Origin of the sequence: Chelativorans multitrophicus, assembly GCF_011317445.1 — a bacterium.
In the GTDB taxonomy this organism is placed as follows: Bacteria; Pseudomonadota; Alphaproteobacteria; order Rhizobiales; family Rhizobiaceae; genus Chelativorans; species Chelativorans multitrophicus.
In genome coordinates this window covers 561,343-580,815 of sequence record NZ_JAAAPL010000002.1, presented here as the reverse complement: position 1 = coordinate 580,815, position 19,473 = coordinate 561,343, and the positions used below count along the sequence as shown (strand labels likewise).

The 19,473-nt window shown below is 59.5% G+C and carries 16 protein-coding genes; 15 read left to right on the top strand and 1 reads right to left on the bottom strand.

The features are described 5' to 3' along the window. Positions 1-49: 49 nt before the first annotated feature. Positions 50-2,107: a hypothetical protein gene (locus GNP00_RS13510; RefSeq protein WP_157038056.1), complete on the top strand. Its 2,058-nt coding sequence runs from the start codon at positions 50-52 to the stop codon at positions 2,105-2,107. A 133-nt stretch (positions 2,108-2,240) separates the two neighbouring features. Here GNP00_RS13510 and GNP00_RS13505 read toward each other — a convergent pair whose 3' ends face one another. Next, positions 2,241-2,645 carry a heme-copper oxidase family protein gene (locus tag GNP00_RS13505; RefSeq protein WP_011580916.1) on the bottom strand — a complete coding sequence of 135 codons (405 nt, stop codon included), beginning with the start codon at positions 2,643-2,645 and terminating at the stop codon, positions 2,241-2,243. A gap of 362 nt (positions 2,646-3,007) precedes the next feature. On the opposite strand from GNP00_RS13505, the gene GNP00_RS13500 reads away from it, so the two are divergent. From GNP00_RS13500 to GNP00_RS13435, 14 genes are all read left to right on the top strand, one after another. Beyond that, positions 3,008-4,210, top strand: coding sequence for a septal ring lytic transglycosylase RlpA family protein (locus tag GNP00_RS13500; RefSeq protein ID WP_041545341.1), 1,203 nt, complete (start codon positions 3,008-3,010; stop codon positions 4,208-4,210). 97 nt (positions 4,211-4,307) lie between these two features. Further along, positions 4,308-5,456 (top strand): D-alanyl-D-alanine carboxypeptidase family protein, encoded by a 1,149-nt coding sequence (locus GNP00_RS13495; protein ID WP_011580918.1) that lies wholly within the window; start codon positions 4,308-4,310, stop codon positions 5,454-5,456. A 116-nt stretch (positions 5,457-5,572) separates the two neighbouring features. Continuing rightward, positions 5,573-6,250 carry a dTMP kinase gene (gene tmk / locus GNP00_RS13490; protein ID WP_011580919.1) on the top strand — a complete coding sequence of 226 codons (678 nt, stop codon included), beginning with the start codon at positions 5,573-5,575 and terminating at the stop codon, positions 6,248-6,250. Beyond that, positions 6,243-7,307, top strand: coding sequence for a DNA polymerase III subunit delta' (locus GNP00_RS13485; RefSeq protein WP_011580920.1), 1,065 nt, complete (start codon positions 6,243-6,245; stop codon positions 7,305-7,307). The genes tmk and GNP00_RS13485 overlap by 8 nt, the downstream gene beginning before the upstream one ends. 75 nt (positions 7,308-7,382) lie before the next feature. Then, entirely contained in the window at positions 7,383-8,936 is a 1,554-nt protein-coding gene (gene metG / locus GNP00_RS13480) for a methionine--tRNA ligase (RefSeq protein WP_011580921.1), read from the top strand. Further along, positions 8,937-9,731 carry a TatD family hydrolase gene (locus GNP00_RS13475; protein ID WP_011580922.1) on the top strand — a complete coding sequence of 265 codons (795 nt, stop codon included), beginning with the start codon at positions 8,937-8,939 and terminating at the stop codon, positions 9,729-9,731. A 2-nt stretch (positions 9,732-9,733) separates the two neighbouring features. Continuing rightward, on the top strand, positions 9,734-10,552 hold the full coding sequence (locus GNP00_RS13470) for an MBL fold metallo-hydrolase (RefSeq protein ID WP_011580923.1): 819 nt from the start codon (positions 9,734-9,736) through the stop codon (positions 10,550-10,552). A gap of 223 nt (positions 10,553-10,775) precedes the next feature. Then, complete coding sequence (locus GNP00_RS13465; protein WP_011580924.1) at positions 10,776-12,296, top strand: malonate--CoA ligase; 1,521 nt, start codon at positions 10,776-10,778, stop codon at positions 12,294-12,296. A 186-nt stretch (positions 12,297-12,482) separates the two neighbouring features. Further along, positions 12,483-13,499, top strand: coding sequence for a proline racemase family protein (locus tag GNP00_RS13460; RefSeq protein ID WP_011580925.1), 1,017 nt, complete (start codon positions 12,483-12,485; stop codon positions 13,497-13,499). A gap of 383 nt (positions 13,500-13,882) precedes the next feature. After that, on the top strand, positions 13,883-15,142 hold the full coding sequence (locus tag GNP00_RS13455) for a PQQ-dependent sugar dehydrogenase (RefSeq protein ID WP_011580926.1): 1,260 nt from the start codon (positions 13,883-13,885) through the stop codon (positions 15,140-15,142). Then, a complete protein-coding gene (locus GNP00_RS13450; RefSeq protein WP_011580927.1) occupies positions 15,139-15,714 on the top strand; it encodes a c-type cytochrome in 576 nt (191 codons plus the stop codon). The genes GNP00_RS13455 and GNP00_RS13450 overlap by 4 nt, the downstream gene beginning before the upstream one ends. A 221-nt stretch (positions 15,715-15,935) precedes the next feature. Continuing rightward, positions 15,936-16,706: a DeoR/GlpR family DNA-binding transcription regulator gene (locus tag GNP00_RS13445; protein WP_011580928.1), complete on the top strand. Its 771-nt coding sequence runs from the start codon at positions 15,936-15,938 to the stop codon at positions 16,704-16,706. 109 nt (positions 16,707-16,815) lie between these two features. Then, positions 16,816-18,345, top strand: a complete 1,530-nt coding sequence (gene glpD, locus GNP00_RS13440; protein ID WP_166016088.1) for a glycerol-3-phosphate dehydrogenase — start codon at positions 16,816-16,818, stop codon at positions 18,343-18,345. A gap of 34 nt (positions 18,346-18,379) precedes the next feature. Next, on the top strand, positions 18,380-19,462 hold the full coding sequence (locus GNP00_RS13435) for an ABC transporter ATP-binding protein (protein ID WP_011580930.1): 1,083 nt from the start codon (positions 18,380-18,382) through the stop codon (positions 19,460-19,462). Positions 19,463-19,473 lie beyond the last annotated feature (11 nt).

The following is a 19,473-nucleotide window of genomic DNA, read 5'->3' as shown; positions in this document are numbered from 1 at the left end:
AGGCACACAGCCATTGCCGGCTCCCGGCCCTCTACGCCTCCATAAGTCAATGGAAATCCTGCCCGCACAGCCAGCAGCGCCTCAGGGCGCGCCGCAGACGACTCTCTGCCGCCCGGCATTTCCAGGAGTTTCAGGCGCTCTGAGTCTGGAATCTTTGCCGCCGACGAAGCTGCTCGACACCCTGTCTACCGCAAGACGGGAAAACCGATCTTTGGTGCCGCTGATCAATGCGCGGATTGAACGCCTGCTGAAAGCAGCAGACCTTTCAAGGCAGGTTCCCTTTAAAAGCAGATATAACAACAGCTTATATAAAATAGAGGGAAGCGAAATCCCGATTGTCATGAAGAGGATGCAATCTCCGAAGGCAGCCTTTCTGGAGGAATTGGCATATCGGGTTAGCGAGAAACTGGGAGTCCATCTCGTTCCTCCCACCATAGCAAGAAAAAGATCTATTCTTCAGCCCTTGTTAGAAGGATACACCGAAGAAAAGAAAATCTCCGCAAGCGAGAAAAAAGTGCGCGGAGTAGAAATTCCGGGCAATGCCAAGCTGTTTTATTATCTGGTCAATCAGCTTGACGACAATCAAGGCAATCGCATGTGGAGCGGCGATGCGACTTTGATGCTCATAGACCATGAAAATACCTTCTCCCCGCGAAGCTCGGCCACGCATGAGAGCGCTATTCGAAACATACGCATGGATGAGGTATTTACCGACGAGACATGGCGGCGTTTCCTATCGATCCCGGCTTCGGAGTGGCGCGCACTCTGCCACACAGAACACCTGTCATTGTCCGATGACGCGATAGCAGGATTTTTATCGCGCATTGAGCACGTCAAGGATCTAGCCCAGAGGCAGATTAAGTCTGGTGTGATTGGTCTTTCTGATCCGAGCCGCGCTGCCGCGCGCGCAGAGTCCATTCTGAGGGAGTTTGAACTTCGCGCTAACCCTCAGGGTAGCACCTCTTTCCTGGCGGGCGATGCATTGCAAATTCTTGAAGCCGGTTATCAGAACTTCTTGAAGGGACGATCTCGCATCGTTGAAAAGCTGAAGGCATCGCGCGACGCTGCTTTGGAACCATTGCTGCAGGAGATCAAAAGCCTGCGGGCTGAAGCAGCCAGGCTGAAGCCTGAAAAGACGAGGCTGAAGTCAGAATTGACCATGGCCAATCGGACGGGATTTTGGAATTGGGTTCGGGTCAAGGTTCAGCGAGAACCCGAACTGGAGGCTGAACGGAGCTATCGCGAGATTAAATCATCGCTGAAGCATCAAGAGCGCCGGATCGTTGAGCTGGAAAATCGCCTTGGCTGGATAGTCGATGATTACAGGCGGAAAGAGGACAGAGAGAGCGATGCTCTGAGGCGTTCCACCGCGGATGGTATGCGCCATGCATTGCTTGAGAAGGGTGTGTATGTTGAGGAGCCAGCCAAAGAAAATGATGCCGTTGAACGCTTCCTGAATTCAAGGGAGGCGTCAAAGATCATCGACCGATCCATCACCTCACGATTTGGGCTTCCCGACAGAGAAAAGTCTATAAGGAACGCCGTTAAGGAGCTGCGGGGGGCATTGGCGCAGCAGCCCTTCTATCTGGAAAAGCGTAGAGTATTGCAGCAGGTGCGTAGCGGGTCGTCGCTGAATGACGATTTTCTCACCGCAAATGTGTCGGCGAAGGTGACGACTTACGCTCAACGTTGCATCGAGAGGCGGATATCCGACATCCGGCGGGAAAGCATTTTTGCGCAACTGGCACGCGAGAATGCCGAGTTTGATGCCAAGAGAGCTCAACGTGCGGAAGAAGGCGAGGCACTTCGAATCGCTCGATGGAAAGCGGATCAAGAAGCGTTTGCGTCGAGATCGACGAGGGCGAACGAGGCCGCGATCGAGGTGAAACCCACTCCCAGCCGTGCTGCGGCGGCGCCGATTTCCTCAGCTCCCTCAGTCCCTGCAACCGGCGAGCGGAGTCATAAAAGGAAAGCTTCTATTTCGTCCTCGATGATCGATCGCGAAATAGAGGATTTACGCGCAAGCTATGCTCTCCACGGTGAGGGCTCGATCACTACCGAAGCGAGCGACTTGGCCCGGAATTGGATAGGGGCGGATCAAAAATAGCAAGAGGTATAGCCTGCCACCGATATCATCAGCGCCGCGGCTTTTGCCGCGATAGAAGATGCCCGGGTGCACGCAAGGCACCCAGGCACTTACAAAGCGATTGTCAGGGCGATTTGAGTTTGGCGGTAAGCCTTCAGACCGCCGCTCCTCCCGGGATCGAGCGCGGAGCCGGCTCCTTGGCGTAGATGACCACCGCGAAAAGAACCACGCCGAGAAGGATCACGAGTGAGGCTATCGCCGTGAGCGGTTCAAAAAACGCATAGCCAAGATAAAGCATGTAAAGCGATGGTACGATGACCACAACGCCCGCTGTATAGACCCAGTACTGAAGCATCGCCAGCCTTCCCTGGGCTTTTGCCGGGTTCAGCGCGTAGTAGCTCCCAAAAATTGCCATGGTTACCCAACCAAGAAGATTTGCGTGAGCATGCGGGCCGATAACATTGTGATCGCCGGAGATTGCCATTTGCAATCCCATAGCTATTCCGACCAGAAGAAAGACTATAGCCGTCTTGAAGTATAGGTTTGCCAAGTGCGGCATGAAACCCTCTCCTCCCCATTGTTCCTACTTGCAGAAGCGAAATATATACAGCTTTGCTTCGCGCTGGAAGCTATTATTTTATGGACGTTGAAGAAGCGGAAGCTTCCATCAATTTGAGGTAGTCGGCTTGTCGTCAGGTCTTTTTACGACGGTTGCGGCTGCTTCACTTGCCCCGAGGCAGGGATTGAGAAGCGGGCTGATCGCGCCGCTCATCATATGTAACACTTATTTTCGCCAATTTACTGCCATAGTTGATTCAGAAGGTTATAACGATTTCGTGCGCATGAGAGGGATCCGGCAACGCGGGTCATGCGCAGTCTGAGGGGCGTCTTTTGAAAGTGTTTTTTTCGGGGAAGGACCAGGTGATCGCTGGGCGGAATTTGAGGGGAAAACGGGTCAACACCGGTCTGGCCTGTGTCGGCATCGTCGCTCTATCGGTGTTCTTGGCCGGCTGCGGCAGTGCTGTTGAGAAGGTTTCCCTCAAAAGCTCGAAGGAGTACTTCCCCGAATCGAAATACGGCGTGAAGGCAAGCCCTCGCGTAGCCTATGGCGCCTCCAAGTTGCCGCGCGGCGGTGGCCGTTATCAGGTAGGCAAGCCCTATCAGGTGAAGGGGCGCTGGTATCGTCCGAAGGAAGATCCTGACTACAGGGCCGAAGGTGCGGCATCCTGGTATGGCGACGCGTTCCACGGCAGGCTCACTGCCAACGGCGAAATCTATGACATGACCCATTTGACGGCAGCTCATCCCACGATGCCGCTGCCCAGCTATGCGCGCGTCACCAATATGGATAACGGCAGTTCCGTTATCGTCCGTGTGAACGATCGAGGCCCTTTCGCAAAGGGACGCGTCATCGATCTTTCGAAACGCGCCGCTGAATTGCTTGATTACACGCATTCGGGCGTCGCTCGCGTGCAGGTGGAATATGTTGGGCCGGCGCCTCTGGAGGGCCGCGACGATTCTTTCCTTCTTGCCTCCTACCGTCCCGGCGGCGCTGCGCCTGATCCGTCGGACGGTTTGCCAACCGGCGTGATGGTGGCGATGGCCGGACCAACGCCAACACAACCCGCGCCGGCAGCAACGCTGGCCTTCGCAAACCAGCCAGGACTGGTAGAGACCGGTGGTACCGTCGCGCTGCCAGCCATTGGTCCGATCGTGCCGGATAGGCCCGCCGCTTCTCCTGTTCCTGCAGAGCAAGTCGATCTCGCACTTCTCTCCTATGCCAACCAACGGGTGAATTCTGCCACGCAAGTCTTTGACTCAGTTTTGAAATCAGATCTTGACGAGAAGCTGATCGTAAGCTGGTGGGCGGACCGTGGCGGGAACGCCGGTCAAGCGATCCATGCCCCCTATATCAATATCGGCACGTGGAACTCGCGCGAGGAAGCAGGGCAGGTCACGCGCTCGCTTTCCAAACTCGGGCGGCTACTGATGGAGGAGAAGGCAGGCCCCGAGGGTCGCGTCTATGTCCTCTCACTGGTGCCGGACGGTCGCGCTGAGATGGATGAGATGCTGCAGGCCGCCTGGGCGGCGGGAGCAACGGACGCATTCGCCATACGCGATTGAGCTTTGCCAGTTTAGTTTTGCCATATTGCGCCGGGCGGGCTTGAATAGCCGGCCCGGCGTCTAGATTCTAGCGCAGAACAGGCAGGAGGGGATTACCTTGATTCGACTGGCCTCTGCATTGAGCTTGTTGGTCCTTGCCTTCGTGCCACTCCCTTTCGCGCGTGCCCAAAGCTTTGAGACGAAGGCGGCGCAGGCTTTCCTCCTGGATGGCGAGACCGGCGCCATCCTTTATTCCAAAAATGCGGATGAGCCTTTCCCCCCCGCTTCGCTGGCCAAGCTCATGACAGCAGAGCTTCTGCTCAATGCGCTGAAGACCGGTCGGATTTCCATGCAGCGGGAATTTGAGGTGAGCGAGCATGCCTGGCGCACCGGCGGCGCTCCGTCAGGAACCGCGACCATGTTCGCGGCGGTGAACTCCAGGGTTCCCATCGAGGCGCTTCTGCAGGGCATTATCGTGCAGCAGGCCAATGACGGCTGCATCATACTTGCCGAGGGGATGGCCGGTTCCGAGAATGCATTCGCGCGATTGATGACGGAGCGCGCCCGCGCCCTTGGGCTAACTAGATCTGTTTTCGTCAATCCTACCGGCTTGCCGGCCGAAGGGCAGCAGGTGACAGTCCGCGAAATAGCACTTTTATCCCGGCATCTCTGGCGGGAGTACCCCGAATATTACCGCTATTTCGGTCAAGAGGATTTCGAATGGAACCGCATTCGTCAGCGGAACCGCGTCTTACGGCTTGGGACTGGAGCGGATGGGTTGGCGCTCGGTTTCACGGAAGGCCAGGGTTATGCGATCGCGGCTTCGATGGAGCGCAACGGCAAACGGCTTTTCGCCGTTCTTGCGGGAATCCCGGAAGAACAGGAGCGCCCAGAAGAAACGCGCAAAATGCTCGAATGGGGCTTCAGCGCTTTCGAGCGGCGCCAGCTCTTCACCGCCGGTGAGATAATCGGGGATGCCAATGTCTATGGGGGCGCAAAGGGCACTGTAGCTCTTCGCGCCGCTGGTCCATTATGGGCGCTTGTGCCGACGGGCGAGTCTCAATCGTTCTCTGCCCGAATTGTCTACAATGGGCCGATCTCCGCTCCCGTAGAGGAGGGAGTTGCGGTTGGAAACCTGCAAATCTGGATCGGCGACACGTTAAGCCAGGAGATACCGCTCCTCGCAGCTGAATCCGTCGTCAAAGGCACGCTCCGCCAAAGAGCATTTGGCGCCGTGGAGGAGCTTCTGGTGGGGTGGATGCGTTAGCGCAGCTGGATTTGCGCTTAACGCCTCGTCCCATTTTGCCAAACCGGTTCGGCGTTGGACGTCGGCGGCGCGCACGTCTATGTAGGACATGCCGAAGCAGATGCGTGTACGAGGAAATGGTGCCGCGAGGTTTTTTTATCACGTTCGAGGGAGGGGAGGGCGCAGGGAAGTCCACGCAGATCCACCTGCTGGCGGACCGGCTGCGCCGTGAGGGGCGAGATGTTTTGACGACCCGCGAGCCAGGCGGCTCGCCCGGCGCGGAAGCCATCCGCCACGTGTTGCTTTCAGGCGCTGCCGAACCTTTCGGCGCGACGCTGGAGGCAATCCTCTTCGCCGCGGCGCGATCCGATCATGTGGAGCAGGTGATTCGCCCTGCGGTCGAGAGCGGCGCAATCGTTCTCTGCGACCGGTTTCTTGATTCCTCCCGGGTTTATCAGGGAGTCACGGGTGGGCTGGCATCCGATTTCATGGCGGCACTCGAGCGTGTGACCGTCAATGGTTTGATACCCGACCTCACCGTCATTCTCGATATTGATCCCGAAGAAGGCCTGCGCCGCGCTTCGGAACGACGCGGAAAGGCAACAGCCGACCGGTTCGAAAAGGAAAACCTGGAGATTCATAGACGGCGGCGGGAAGCATTTCTGAATATCGCGGCCAGGGAGCCGCAACGCTGCGTCGTGATCGATGCCTCAAGATCAGCCGACGCGGTTTCGGAGAATGTGACCGAGATTGTCTTGCGAGTCATATTTGATAGAGCAGGGCTCTCGGAACCAACGGAGGCGGGCAGTGTTTGAACGCCGCGCGCCTGAACAGCACGATTCTCTGCCGGATATCCCGGAACCGCCGGAAAACCCGCTCCTTGTCGGCCACGAAAACGCACGCTCAATGCTTGCCAGCGCCTATCGGGCCGGCAAGCTCCACCATGCACTCCTTTTTGCTGGAAGACCCGGCATTGGAAAGGCAACGCTTGCCTTCCACCTGGCGCATCATCTCTTTACCAATCCGGATCACCGCCTGGGACCGTTGGATTTTTCCGACATCGATACGAACTCGCAGGATTTCCGGCTTGCGGCGCAGGGCGCCCATCCCGGCGTCCTTCACTTGACTCGGCCTTTTGTCGAGCGAGACAAGAAATTCAAGACTGTGATTACCGTCGACGAAATACGCCGGGTGGCTCGATTTCTCTCCCTGACGCCCCCGGACGGCGGCTATCGCGTGGTGATTGTCGACCCCGCGGACGACATGAACGCCAATGCTGCAAATGCATTGCTGAAAAACCTGGAGGAGCCACCTCCGCGCACGATCTTCATTCTGATCACGCATTCTTTCGGCCGGCTCCTGCCCACGATCCGCTCACGCTGCCAGGTCTATAAGCTCGATCCGCTTTCGCCCGGGCTTCTGGAGAAACTTCTACAAAGCTTGGGCGCGAGCCTGCCCGAAACTGAAGAAGAAAGGCGTCTCCTCATCCAACGCGCTCAGGGAAGTGCCCGCGATGCGATCCTGCTCACCGAATTTGGTGGATTGGAAATAGAGCAGGCGATCGAGAACCTTCTCGAGCAGCGCCGTTTCGATGTACCCGCGGCTTACAAGCTTGCGGAGGCTGCCACAGGGCGGGAACGCCAGGTGCAGTTCGACCTTTTTAACCGGGCTGTGCTCGACCGGGTAGCCAACGCGGCGTCACACAGTGCTTCAGCGGGCGACATCGCGCAGGCCGAGCGCTTTGCAAATTTCTGGGAAGAATTGGCGGAAACGATCCGCCAAGTCGAGATTTTCAACCTCGACCGGAAACAGCACGTTGTGAGCTCTCTCAACCGCCTGCACAATGCCATGCATGTTCTGATGGCGGGCTAGGCACCCAAAGCATGGCAATCCCCGCCGCGATACGCTATCTGGGCGCAAGCAATATCGACCTAGAGCATTCTCCTGATGACCCGCGAGACTTTCTACATCACCACGGCCATTTCCTATCCGAACGGGCGCCCCCACATTGGCCACGCCTACGAGCTCATCGCGACGGACGCGCTGGCTCGTTTCCAGCGCTGCGACGGCAAGGACGTGATGTTTTTGACCGGCACCGATGAGCACGGCATCAAGATGCTGCAGACCGCGCGCAAGGAAGGGATTACCGCCGGCGAGCTGGCAGACCGCAATGCGCCGGAATTCCAGCGCATGGCCAAGCTGCTGAATGCCTCGAACGACGATTTTATCCGTACGACCGAAGAGCGCCATCGCACCGCCTCTCAGGCAATCTGGAAGGCGATGGCCGATAGGGGCGACATTTATCTGGGCGGCTATTCCGGATGGTACTCGGTGCGCGACGAGGCCTATTACGGCGAGGACGAGACGCGGGTGGGCGAGGACGGCGTCCGCTACGGGCCACAGGGCACGCCGGTGGAATGGGTGGAAGAGGAAAGCTATTTCTTCCGCCTCTCCGCCTATCAGGAACGTCTCTTGAAGCTCTACGAGGAAAATCCGGATTTCATCGGGCCGGCCGAGCGCCGGAATGAAATCGTCAGCTTTGTGCGCTCGGGCTTGAGGGACCTTTCCATCTCACGCACAACTTTCGACTGGGGTGTGCCGGTACCGGGCGACGAGAAGCACGTGATGTATGTGTGGGTGGATGCGCTGACCAATTACATCACGGCCCTCGGCTATCCCGATCAGGATGCGGAGCGCTGGCGCTACTGGCCCGCCGACGTTCATATCATCGGCAAGGATATCATCCGCTTTCATGCCATCTACTGGCCCGCATTCCTGATGTCGGCCGGTATCGCGCTGCCAAAGCGCGTCTTCGGTCACGGCTTCCTGTTCAACCGCGGCGAGAAGATGTCGAAGTCGGTTGGCAATGTCATCGACCCCTTCACAATGATCGAACATTACGGCCTCGACCAGGTGCGCTATTTCTTCCTGCGGGAAGTTCCCTTTGGTCAGGACGGAAGCTACAGCCATGAGGCGATCGTCAACCGCACCAACGCCGATCTTGCAAACGACCTCGGCAACCTGGCGCAGCGTTCGCTCTCCATGATCGCGAAGAACTGCGACGGCAAAGTGCCTGCGAGAGGCGAACTCTCGGCGGCGGATCGAGCAATCCTCGACCAGGCCGAAGCCGCGCTTGCAACCGCGAGAGGAGCAATGGGCCGACAGGCGATCCACGCTGCCCTTGCGGCCATCTTCGATGTGGTCGCGGAAGCAAACCGTTATTTTGCAGCACAGGAGCCGTGGGCGCTGCGCAAGACGGACCCGGCCCGCATGGAAACGGTGCTCTACACCACCGCCGAGACATTGCGGCGCATCGCCATTCTGTGCCAGCCCTTCATCCCCAGCTCGGCCGAGAAACTCCTCGATCTGCTTTCCGTGCCTCAGGATCGCCGCGGTTTTGCCGATGTAGGAGAGACGGCGATGCTCGCGCCGGGAACGCCGCTGCCGGCGCCTCAACCGGTTTTCCCGCGTTATGTGGAGCAGGAAGGGCAGGAGGGCTGAATGCTGGTCGACAGCCATTGCCACCTGGATTTCCCGGATTTCGAAGCGGAGCGGGACCAGATCATCGCCCGCGCTGGCGATGCCGGCGTGGGCCTGATGGTCACCATTTCCACCCGCGTCAGGAACTTCGACTCGATCCGCGCGATCGCGGGGCAGTACGACAATGTCTATTGCACCGTGGGCACGCATCCGCACAACGCTGCGGAGGAGGAGGATGTCACCGCGGAGGATCTGATCCGTCTTTCCGAACATCCCAAAGTGGTCGGAATTGGCGAAGCGGGTCTCGACTATTTCTATGACAAATCTCCGCGCGATCAGCAGGCGAAGGGGTTGCGCACGCATATCGAGGCGGCGCGCCGCACCGGGCTTCCGCTCGTCATCCACGCCCGCGATGCCGATGACGACATGGCCGCGATCCTTGGCGAGGAGACAGGGAAGGGCGCTTTTCCCTTCATCCTCCACTGCTTCTCGTCCGGTCCAGCGCTGGCCTGCACCGGTGTGGAGCTTGGCGGATATATCTCCTTCTCCGGGATCCTGACGTTCAAGAAGTCCGAGGCGCTGCGGGAGATTGCGGCTTTCGTTCCCCGCGAGAGGCTGCTTGTCGAGACTGACGCGCCTTACCTTGCTCCAGTACCGCATCGTGGTAAGCGCAATGAGCCTGCTTTCGTGGCGCATACAGCCGCGGTTCTTGCCGAGACAATCGGACTATCGCCCGAGGAAGTAGCTCATCTTACGACCGGAAACTTCTTCCGCCTGTTTACCAAAGTTCCGCCCTCAGGGCAGAAAGGCGCCTGAAGGTGGGGGACCGCATTCGCCTGACGATCCTGGGTTGCGGCTCATCCCCCGGCGTCCCGCGCATCATTGGCGACTGGGGTGCTTGCGACCCGAGCAACCCGAAGAACCGCCGCCTGCGCGCTGCCGCCCTGGTCGAACGGATAAGGCCCGATGGCCGTGTCACGCGCGTGGTGATCGATACTGGCCCCGACTTCCGCACACAGATGATCGCAGCGAAGGCGACGAGCCTTGACGCCGTCGTCTACACGCATCCCCATGCAGACCACATCCATGGGATTGACGATCTGCGCAGCTATGTCCTGGCGCAGCGCCAACTCATGGACATTTACGCAGACGAGCAGACGCTGCAGAGGCTCAAGGACGCTTTTGATTATTGCTTTGAGACGCTGCCCGGCAGCAACTATCCGCCCATAGTCGTTCCTCATCTCATTCGTCACGAGCAGACCTTCACAGTTTCGGGCGAGGGCGGTCCGCTAACCTTCACGCCATTGCCCCAGATCCATGGCGATATCCGCTCGCTCGGCTTTCGCGTCGGCAATATCGCCTATTGCTCGGATGTCAGCGACTTTCCGCCCGAAACTCTGCCCCTGTTGCAGGGCCTGGAGATATTGGTGCTGGACGCGCTGCAATACAGGCCACATCCCAGCCATTTGTCTCTAGGTGAGGCGCTGCAATGGATCGGGCGGCTGGCGCCCCGCCGCGCCATTCTCACGCATATGCACACGCCTCTCGATTATGAGGCGGTCCGGCAGGAGACGCCAGACAATGTCGATCCGGCCTATGATGGGATGACGCTTGAAGTTGAGGCGCTAGACCTTTGATTTTACGGAAAGGTTGACGCAAGATAAGCAGCATCGCCGCACCGGATGAGGGGTAGGCGCGGTCATGCAGGGCAGCACGGCGGGCCGGTAAGGTTGCTGCCTTTTCGCGCAGCTATTTCGCGGGTCTGGTCTGGTTGGCTTCAGCAATCGTGAAGGAGCGGAGTGTCCACCAGTTCCTCTCAGGGGCGGAGAGCGTCGGGGCACATTAGGAGGAGATCCTTTTATGACCAATCATATGTTTGACGCCATTGCTACGGCTGCGAACCGGCGCGAGGCACCGTTTATTTTCACGCCGTCCGGCCGGGTCTGGACCTATGGCGACCTGCTCGATTTTTCGGCCCGCATGGCCAATCGGTTGGTGACGCTAGGGGTGAAGCCCGGCGATCGGGTAGCCGTTCAGGTGGAAAAAAGTCCTGAGGCGCTGATCCTCTATGTGGCATGCCTGCGCGCCGGCGCCGTCTATCTGCCTCTCAATATCGACTATACGCAGGCCGAACTGGAATATTTCATCGGCGATGCAGAGCCGGCGCTGGTGGTGGCCACGCCGTCGGCCGGTGCCGGCATTGCCTCGCTAGCCCGGCAGCATGGAGGACGCGTCGAGACCCTGGACGAATTTGGAGGTGGATCGCTGGTGGCCGATCTTGCCGCGCCGGCGGATTTTGCCGATATCCCGCGCGGCCCGGACGACCTGGCGGCTATTCTTTATACCTCGGGCACAACCGGGCGCTCCAAAGGAGCCATGCTATCGCACGACAACCTGCTCTCGAACGCCAAGACGCTGATTTCGCACTGGCGTTTCACAGCGGGAGACCGGCTAATCCATGCCCTACCGATCTTCCACACGCACGGTCTGTTCGTCGCTTCCAACGTGATCATGCTGTCCGGCGCGTCGATGGATTTCCTGCCAAAGTTTGATCCCAAAGCAGTGCTGGGCCTGATGGAGACGGCCACCTGCCTGATGGGTGTTCCCACCTTCTATACGCGTCTGCTTGAAAGTGAGGCGTTGTCGGCGGAGAAGACCGCCAACATGCGACTGTTCATTTCCGGTTCGGCGCCGCTACTGGCCGAAACGCATCATGCTTTTGCGGAACGCACCGGTCACGCCATTCTCGAACGCTATGGCATGACCGAAACCAACATGAACACCTCCAACCCCTATGACGGTGAGCGCATTGCCGGAACGGTCGGGTTCCCTCTTTCTGGCGTTTCCATCCGAATTACAGATCCGGAAAGCGGTGCGGTGCTGGGAACCGGCGAAATCGGCATGATCGAAATCAAAGGCCCGAACGTGTTCAAGGGCTATTGGCGCATGCCGGAAAAGACAGCGGCCGAATTTCGGGCAGACGGCTACTTCATCAGCGGCGATCTCGGCAAGATTGACGAGCGGGGTTATATCCACATCGTCGGGCGCGGCAAGGACCTCATCATAACGGGCGGTTATAACGTCTATCCCAAAGAGGTGGAGACCGAGATAGATCAAATCGACGGTGTAAAAGAGAGCGCCGTGATCGGGCTACCGCATCCGGACTTTGGCGAGGGGGTCACTGCGGTCGTTGTGCGTTCACCGGGCAGTACCATTAGCGCCAGCGACGTCTTGATCGCGCTGCAAGGGCGGCTGGCCAAGTACAAGCAGCCCAAGACCGTGCATTTCCTCCCCGATCTGCCGCGCAACACCATGGGAAAGGTGCAGAAGAACGTCTTGCGGGAGACCTTCAACGACATCTACAAGGCGCCTCGCGCATAAAGCATTGGCACTTCGACCGCGATGATTGCAGAGTTCAAGGCGGAGCTCATCATGCGCTGCACGTGTGCATCAGCGCTTCCCCGCCGCGAGCTCGGCGAATGGGAATTGAACAACGACCTCGAAACCAAGCAGATCACGACCTACAATCTCCGAAGCCCCGGGACTGAGACATCAAAGGCTAATCTCATGCGCTGGAAGCGAACACTTCAGACGGTCGACGTCCATTGTGAAGGCGAAATCGGCCGGGTGATCACCGGCGGCGTGCTCGACATTCCGGGCGCGACCATGGCCGCCAAGCTCAACCACTTCAACACGGTCGATGACAGCTTGCGGCGCTTCCTGTGTTCGGAGCCGCGCAGCGGCCCGGCCGGATCTTTCGTGCTGCTGACCCCAGCCACGCGGCCGGAGGCTGATTTCGGCTTCATCGTTCTTCAGCCCGACCAGGCACACGCCATGTCCGGCTCCAATGCCATGTGCGCCGTGACCGCCGTTCTGGAGACCGGCATGAAGGAAATGGCCGAGCCGCAGACGATCGTCACGCTCGACACGGCCGCAGGTCTCGTGCGTGCGGTCGCGACCTGCGAAAGGGGCAAGGTCATCCGCGTCACCCTCGATATGCCGCCTTCCTTTGTCGTGCAGAAGGATGTCGTGATCGAAACGCCGCAATGGGGGCCGGTCCGATACGACTTGTGCTTCGGCGGCGTCTTCTACGCCTTGGTCGATGCGGACCAGCTAAAGCTTGAGATAGCTCCGCATAATGCACGCGAGCTGGCGGTGAGCGGCGTTGCCCTGCGCGATCTCATCACGCGCGAGGTCAGTGTTGCTCACCCTGAAACACCGGAAATCAACGGCATTGCCTATCTCATGTTCCGCGCGCAAGAGGCCGACGGCGCCATCCGCACCTGTACGACGCTGCCTCCGGGGCGCGTCGACCGGTCTCCCTGCGGCACTGGGTCGAATGCCAATATGGCGGTACGTTACCACGAAGGGCGCGTGAGACCGGGAGACAAGGTGGTATCCCGTTCCACGATTGGCGGTGAGTTCACCACGCTTTTCGTCGAAGAGACGCGCGTGGGACCGTATGTCGCCACGCGAAACCGTGTTTCCGGCCAGAGCTGGATTTACGGCATTTCGCAGATTGGCCTTGATCCCGACGATCCCTTCCCGTTTGGGTTCATCGTCTCGGATACCTGGGGCGGTTGATCTGAGGCTGCGATTTATTGGCGCTGGCGTTATTGCCGAGGCGCTTGTCACCGGCCTCCTGCTTGCAGACCTTCCGGCGACGGAATTCATTATGTCCGAGCGCGGCCGCTCGGTTTCGTCGCGCCGCTTCAGCGGAAAGACCGTCATTGCAAAGGCGGTGCGGGCGGATAGACGACGCCCATTGTCGGTGTTTTCTTCCGAATGGGCTGTGTCTGGATGATTGACAGCAATAACGAGGCAAGCACGGCTGCTTAAGCATCGCTTGGCCAGGCCCACGCAGAGTCAGATTGACAGAACCCACGGCAAGTTGAATTCTGGCCAAGGTTCGCAACCGAACGATAGCCATTATCGATCGTGTGGCAGAACCTTCTGGGAGGAGAACCATGATCAGCAGGAAACTTGTGTCAGGACTTCTGCTCAACAGCATGTTGGCCGCACCGCTCGCGGCGCAGGAAAACTTGGACAAGCTGTCGAGCATGCAGCGTACGGATGCCAGCTTCACCTTCGTCGACCAGGAAGGCGACCGGGCAGACGCGTTGAAGGAAATCATTCAGTACATAAACGTGCCCGAAGGTTTCGAGGTGAGCCTTTATGCGGTCGTGCCGGACGCGCGATCGATGGCCGTGGCGCCGCAAGGTACGGTTACCTTCGTCGGCACGCGCAAGGACAAAGTATGGTCGGTGGTCGACCGCGACCGCAACCGGGTTGCTGACGAGGTCAAGGACTTCGCGCCGTCCATAACCTTCGACATTCCCAACGGCCCCTGCTTTTCGCGCGACGGCTTCCTCTACATCGCCGAGCGCAACCGGGTTCTTGCCTTCCCAGCAGCGGAGTTTTTCTTTGAAGGTCCAGATCCGGCCGTCGGCGTCGTCGTGGAGCAGGGTAAGCTAATCCCGCCAGAGGAAGAGAGTTTCAACCACACCGCCCGGGTTTGCCGCGTCGGGCCTGATGGCAAGCTCTACATCTCACTCGGACAGCCGCACAATGTGCAGCCGGTGGATAAGCACGAGATGTACGACGAAATCGGCATCGGCGGCATTATCCGCATCAATACGGACGGCACGGGGCGCGAGGTTTATACCCGCGGCATCCGAAACTCTGTTGGCCATGACTTCAACCCGGCAAATGGCGACCTCTGGTTTACCGATAACCAGGTCGACGGTATGGGTGACGATATCCCGCCAGGCGAATTGAACCGGCAGACAGAGGCAGGCCAGCACTTCGGCTTCCCCTGGGTGAACGGCGCGATCGAGATACCCGAATATAAGAACGTGCCGCGCCCCGAAGGGGTTGAGTTCGTCCCGCCTGCAGTGGAAATGGACGCCCATGCCGCCGACCTCGGCATGAGCTTCTACCGTGGCAACTCGTTTCCCGAGAAATACCACGGAGGCATCTTCTCGGCCCAGCATGGGTCGTGGAACCGAACGGTGCCTGTTGGAGCACGGGTGATGTTCACGGCTCTTGACGAAGAAGGCAATGCAACCTCAACGGAAGTCTTCGCTGACGGCTGGCTAAATCAGGAAACCGGCGAGTACCACGGCCGTCCGATGGACATCGCCTTCCTGCCTGATGGCTCGATGCTCGTCTCCGACGACTTCGCCGGCGCGATCTGGCGGATCGCCTATAATCCGGCGCGCCAATGAGACGATTGGCTCTTCTGTTTCTCGGCGGGCTGATGCTCGCCGAGAGCGCTCAGGCCCAGGTGCAAGGCGATAGGGCTGCTGGCCGGCAAGCCGCCGGCCAATGCCGCACCTGCCACGGTCTCGACGGCTATGCGCAAATTCCGATCGCACCGCACATAGGCGGTGAGCCCGAAAGCTATATCCGCGCGCAGCTGACCGCATTCCGAGATGGGACGCGCGAGCACGAAATGATGACGATTGTTGCGCGCACGTTAAGCGACCAGCAGATCGCCGACCTCGCTGCATGGTACTCCGGCCACGAAGTCACGGCGGAGCTCACGGCTGATCCCGCGGAAGCGCCTGAGGCTTGCGTAGGCTGCCACGGCGCGGACGGGATCCATCTAATCGAAGATGCGCCCAATCTTGCTGGTGAGACGAATATATACATCGATACTCAGTTGAAGGCTTTTCGCAACGGCAATCGGGTGCATGACGTGATGACCCCAATTGCATCAGAACTGACCGATGAAGAAATTCGAGCCGTCGCCGACTGGTACGCAAAAGTGAAGCTCGACATCAGGATGGTCGAATAGACATTCGTCAATAGATTTTCCGGCTTCCGCCTATCAGTTTGGAGGACTGACGGAGCGGGGAATAGCGGCCGAAGCACTCTGCTACCAGCGCCCATGTGAGATGCCGTCGCCAGCGGTCGAGCTTTGAAGCCTCGCGCGCAACGCTTCAAAATTCCTTCCAAATCCAGTTTCGTTTCTTTCGTTTTTCTGTATATTGGGGCAAAACGAAATTGGGGGAATCCATGTTTCTGCCGCCCCGCCATGCGGAAATAGTCCAGCTCGCCAAGGATAGCGGGAGGGTGCTTGTCGACGATCTGGCTGCCCGGTTCAATGTCACGCCGCAGACGATCCGCAAGGATTTGAACGATCTCTGCGATCAAAGGCTTTTGACCCGCATCCATGGCGGGGCTGTCTTCCCGTCCGGCATCGAGAATATGGAATATGAAGCGCGGCGCAAGATCTCGGCCGGCGAGAAGGAGGCTATAGGCCAGGCTGCTGCCCGCATCATCCCCGATAACGCATCGCTATTCATGAATATCGGCACGACGACGGAAGCCGTAGGCCACGCTCTTCTCGACCATCAAGGGCTGCTGGTCATCACGAACAATATTAATGTCGCCAACAGGTTGCGGGTGCTCCCGTCGATCGAGGTAATCATTGCCGGCGGGGTCGTGCGCTCGTCGGATGGAGGCATTGTCGGCGAGGCGGCAGTCGACTTCATCAAGCAGTTCAAAGTGGATTATGCCGTGATCGGCACGTCTGCGATCGACCATGACGGCGCCCTGCTCGATTTCGATTTTCGTGAAGTGAAGGTGGCTCAGGCCATTATCGCCAACGCGCGGCATGTGATCCTCGTGGCAGACTCGACCAAATTCGAGCGGACCGCCCCTGTGCGGATCGGCCATCTCTCACAGGTCGACACGTTCATTACCAATCGCTGCAAGTTGGAAGCGATACGCGCAATCTGTCAGGCGGCGGAGGTCGAGCTGATCGAAACTGCCCGTGCAAATTGAAGGCGAGAAACTCGCTTCCATTTTCGTTTGACACTCGCAATAATTTCGAATTAACTCGTTTTTGCTTTCGTATTACACGACGCCTTCAGTGGCGCGCGGGGAGAAGAGCTTGGACGGCACTCCGGTCCATGACATTCTTGTTATCGGCGGCGGCATCAATGGCTGCGGCATCGCGCGGGATGCAGCAGGCCGGGGATACAGCGTCTTTCTCGCGGAAATGAACGACCTTGGAAGCGGCACGTCGTCCGGCTCCACCAAGCTCATCCATGGCGGCCTGCGCTACCTCGAATTCTATGAGTTCCGGCTTGTGCGGGAGGCGCTGCTCGAGCGCGAGGTGCTGTGGCGCAACGCGCCGCACATTATCTGGCCGATACGGTTCGTTCTGCCGCATAATGAGGGGCTGAGGCCAGCCTGGCTGCTGCGTCTCGGCCTCTTCCTCTATGACCATCTCGGCGGGCGCAAGCTCCTTCCCAAGACGCGTACGATCGATATGCGCATCGATGCTGCCGGCAAGCCGCTCAAGCCGCTCTTTTCCCGCGCCTTCGAATATTCCGATTGCTGGGTCGACGACGCCCGCTTGGTGGTGCTCAACGCGCGGGACGCGGCCGACCGGGGCGCGGTGATCGCCACCCGCACCGAGGTGGTCGACGCGCGCCGGGAGGATGGCCGATGGCGGGCAACGCTGCGCGATGTCTCGAGCGGCGCGCGGTCCGAGGTTCGGGCGCGCCTTGTCGTGAACGCCGCCGGCCCCTGGGTGGACAAGGTGCTGGCCTCCGCGATGGGGCGGAACGAAGTGCATAATGTGCGGCTGGTCAAAGGCAGCCATATCGTGGTGCCGAAGGTTTCAGACGATCCACGCGCCTATTTCTTTCAGAACCGCGACGGCCGCATCATTTTCGCAATCCCATATGAGGACGATTTCACGCTGATCGGCACGACCGATCAGGATTATGACGGCGAGCCGCGGGACGCGGCGATCAGCCCTGCCGAGACCGACTATCTCTGTGCGGCGGCGAGCGAGTATTTCGCCAGGCCGGTACGTCGGGAAGATATCGTTTGGACCTATGCCGCCGTCCGCCCGCTCTTCGACGACGGCGCCTCCAAGGCGCAGGAAGCCACCCGCGATTACGTGCTGCGCGTGGAGGAGGGGGACGGCGATGCCGCGCTCGTCAACATCTTCGGCGGCAAGATCACCACTTACCGGCGTCTTTCCGAAGCCACGCTGGAAAAAATCGAAGAGTTGCTCGGCCGCAAAGGACAGGCCTGGACGGCCGATGCGCGGCTGCCGGGAGGAGATTTCGCGGTCGACGGTTTCGATGGGCAGATCGCAGGACTCCTGCGCGACTACCCGTTTCTCAATGCCGGTCACGCGCGCCGGCTGGTGCGCCGCTATGGCACGCGGGCACGCGCAATTCTCGGGCAGGCGCGGTCGACCGACGATCTGGGGGTTCATTTCGGGGCTGACCTCTATGAGGCGGAGGTCCGGTATCTGATGGAGCAGGAGTGGGCACGCACGGCCGAGGACGTACTCTGGCGCCGCACGAAACGTGGCCTGCGCCTTGCGCCGAATGAGGTCGTGACCCTGGAGGAATTCATGGAGGATCTCGCCAGCCGCAGACGGCACGAGGCAGCCGAGTAGGAAAGATCAGAGAGGCCCCTGGGGAGGAGGCGCAATGCTCGAGCTCAAGAATGTCACGAAGAGGGTAGGGGCGGAGACGCATATCGAGGATGTGTCGCTGGCGCTCGCGCATGGCACACTTAACGTGCTTCTGGGCCCCACCCTTTCGGGCAAGACGACGCTTATGCGCCTGATGGCTGGGCTGGAGACGCCGACCTCCGGGTCCGTCTGGTTCGACGGCGCCGATCTCACCGGCGTGCCGGTGCAGCGGCGCAACGTCGCCATGGTCTACCAGCAGTTCATCAACTATCCGTCGATGACTGTCTACGAAAACATCGCCTCGCCGCTGCGCGTGACCGGCGCCGACAGGACGACCATCGATCGCGAGGTAAGGAAGGCGGCCGAACTCCTGCGGCTGACGTCCTATCTCGATCGGATGCCGCTTGAGCTTTCCGGTGGCCAGCAGCAGCGCACCGCGCTTGCCCGGGCCATCGTGAGGAACGCCAAGCTCGTGCTCCTGGACGAGCCGCTCGCCAATCTCGACTACAAGCTGCGCGAGGAACTGCGCGAGGAACTGCCGCGCATCTTCGCCCAGTCCGGCGCTATTTTCGTCTATGCTACGACCGAGCCTTCCGAAGCGCTGCTTCTCGGCGGCAACACCGCTACGCTATCGCAGGGCAGGGTGACTCAGTTCGGCCCGACCATCGAGGTGTTCCGTCGGCCCATCGATCTGCTGACGGCGCGAACCTTCGCCGATCCGCCGCTCAACACCATCGTGCTGCGGAAGAACGGGGCTTCCTTCCAGCTCGATGGCGGGGTCGATCTCCCTGTTCCGGCAGCGCTCTCAGGCATTCCGGACGGGCCTTACACAATCGGCTTTCAGCCCCACCACCTCTCGCTTGAGCCTGCAACGGCAGACGCCGTCCCGGTCGGAGCCAAGGTGGTGGTGACCGAAATTACCGGCTCGGAAAGCTTCGTGCATTTGTCCTTTGCCGATGCGCGGTGGGTGATGCTCGCGCCGGGGGTCCATATTTTCGAGCCGGACGAGCGGATCGAGGTTTTCATCGACACGCGTCACGTCATGGTCTTCGACCAGGCGGGGCGTTCGGTTTCCGCGGTCGCCCGGCGCGCGGCCTGAGGGAGAGAAGA

Excerpts from the sequence above, each read along its gene's own strand:
- GNP00_RS13510 (WP_157038056.1), top strand. The coding sequence starts at position 50 with ATGGAAATCCTGCCCGCACAGCCAGCAGCGCCTCAGGGCGCGCCGCAG.
- GNP00_RS13505 (WP_011580916.1), bottom strand. The coding sequence starts at position 2,645 with ATGCCGCACTTGGCAAACCTATACTTCAAGACGGCTATAGTCTTTCTT.
- tmk (WP_011580919.1), top strand. The coding sequence starts at position 5,573 with ATGGTGCCGCGAGGTTTTTTTATCACGTTCGAGGGAGGGGAGGGCGCA.
- metG (WP_011580921.1), top strand. The coding sequence starts at position 7,383 with ATGACCCGCGAGACTTTCTACATCACCACGGCCATTTCCTATCCGAAC.
- GNP00_RS13475 (WP_011580922.1), top strand. The coding sequence starts at position 8,937 with ATGCTGGTCGACAGCCATTGCCACCTGGATTTCCCGGATTTCGAAGCG.
- GNP00_RS13465 (WP_011580924.1), top strand. The coding sequence starts at position 10,776 with ATGACCAATCATATGTTTGACGCCATTGCTACGGCTGCGAACCGGCGC.
- GNP00_RS13460 (WP_011580925.1), top strand. The coding sequence starts at position 12,483 with ATGCGCTGGAAGCGAACACTTCAGACGGTCGACGTCCATTGTGAAGGC.
- GNP00_RS13455 (WP_011580926.1), top strand. The coding sequence starts at position 13,883 with ATGATCAGCAGGAAACTTGTGTCAGGACTTCTGCTCAACAGCATGTTG.
- GNP00_RS13450 (WP_011580927.1), top strand. The coding sequence starts at position 15,139 with ATGAGACGATTGGCTCTTCTGTTTCTCGGCGGGCTGATGCTCGCCGAG.
- GNP00_RS13445 (WP_011580928.1), top strand. The coding sequence starts at position 15,936 with ATGTTTCTGCCGCCCCGCCATGCGGAAATAGTCCAGCTCGCCAAGGAT.
- GNP00_RS13435 (WP_011580930.1), top strand. The coding sequence starts at position 18,380 with ATGCTCGAGCTCAAGAATGTCACGAAGAGGGTAGGGGCGGAGACGCAT.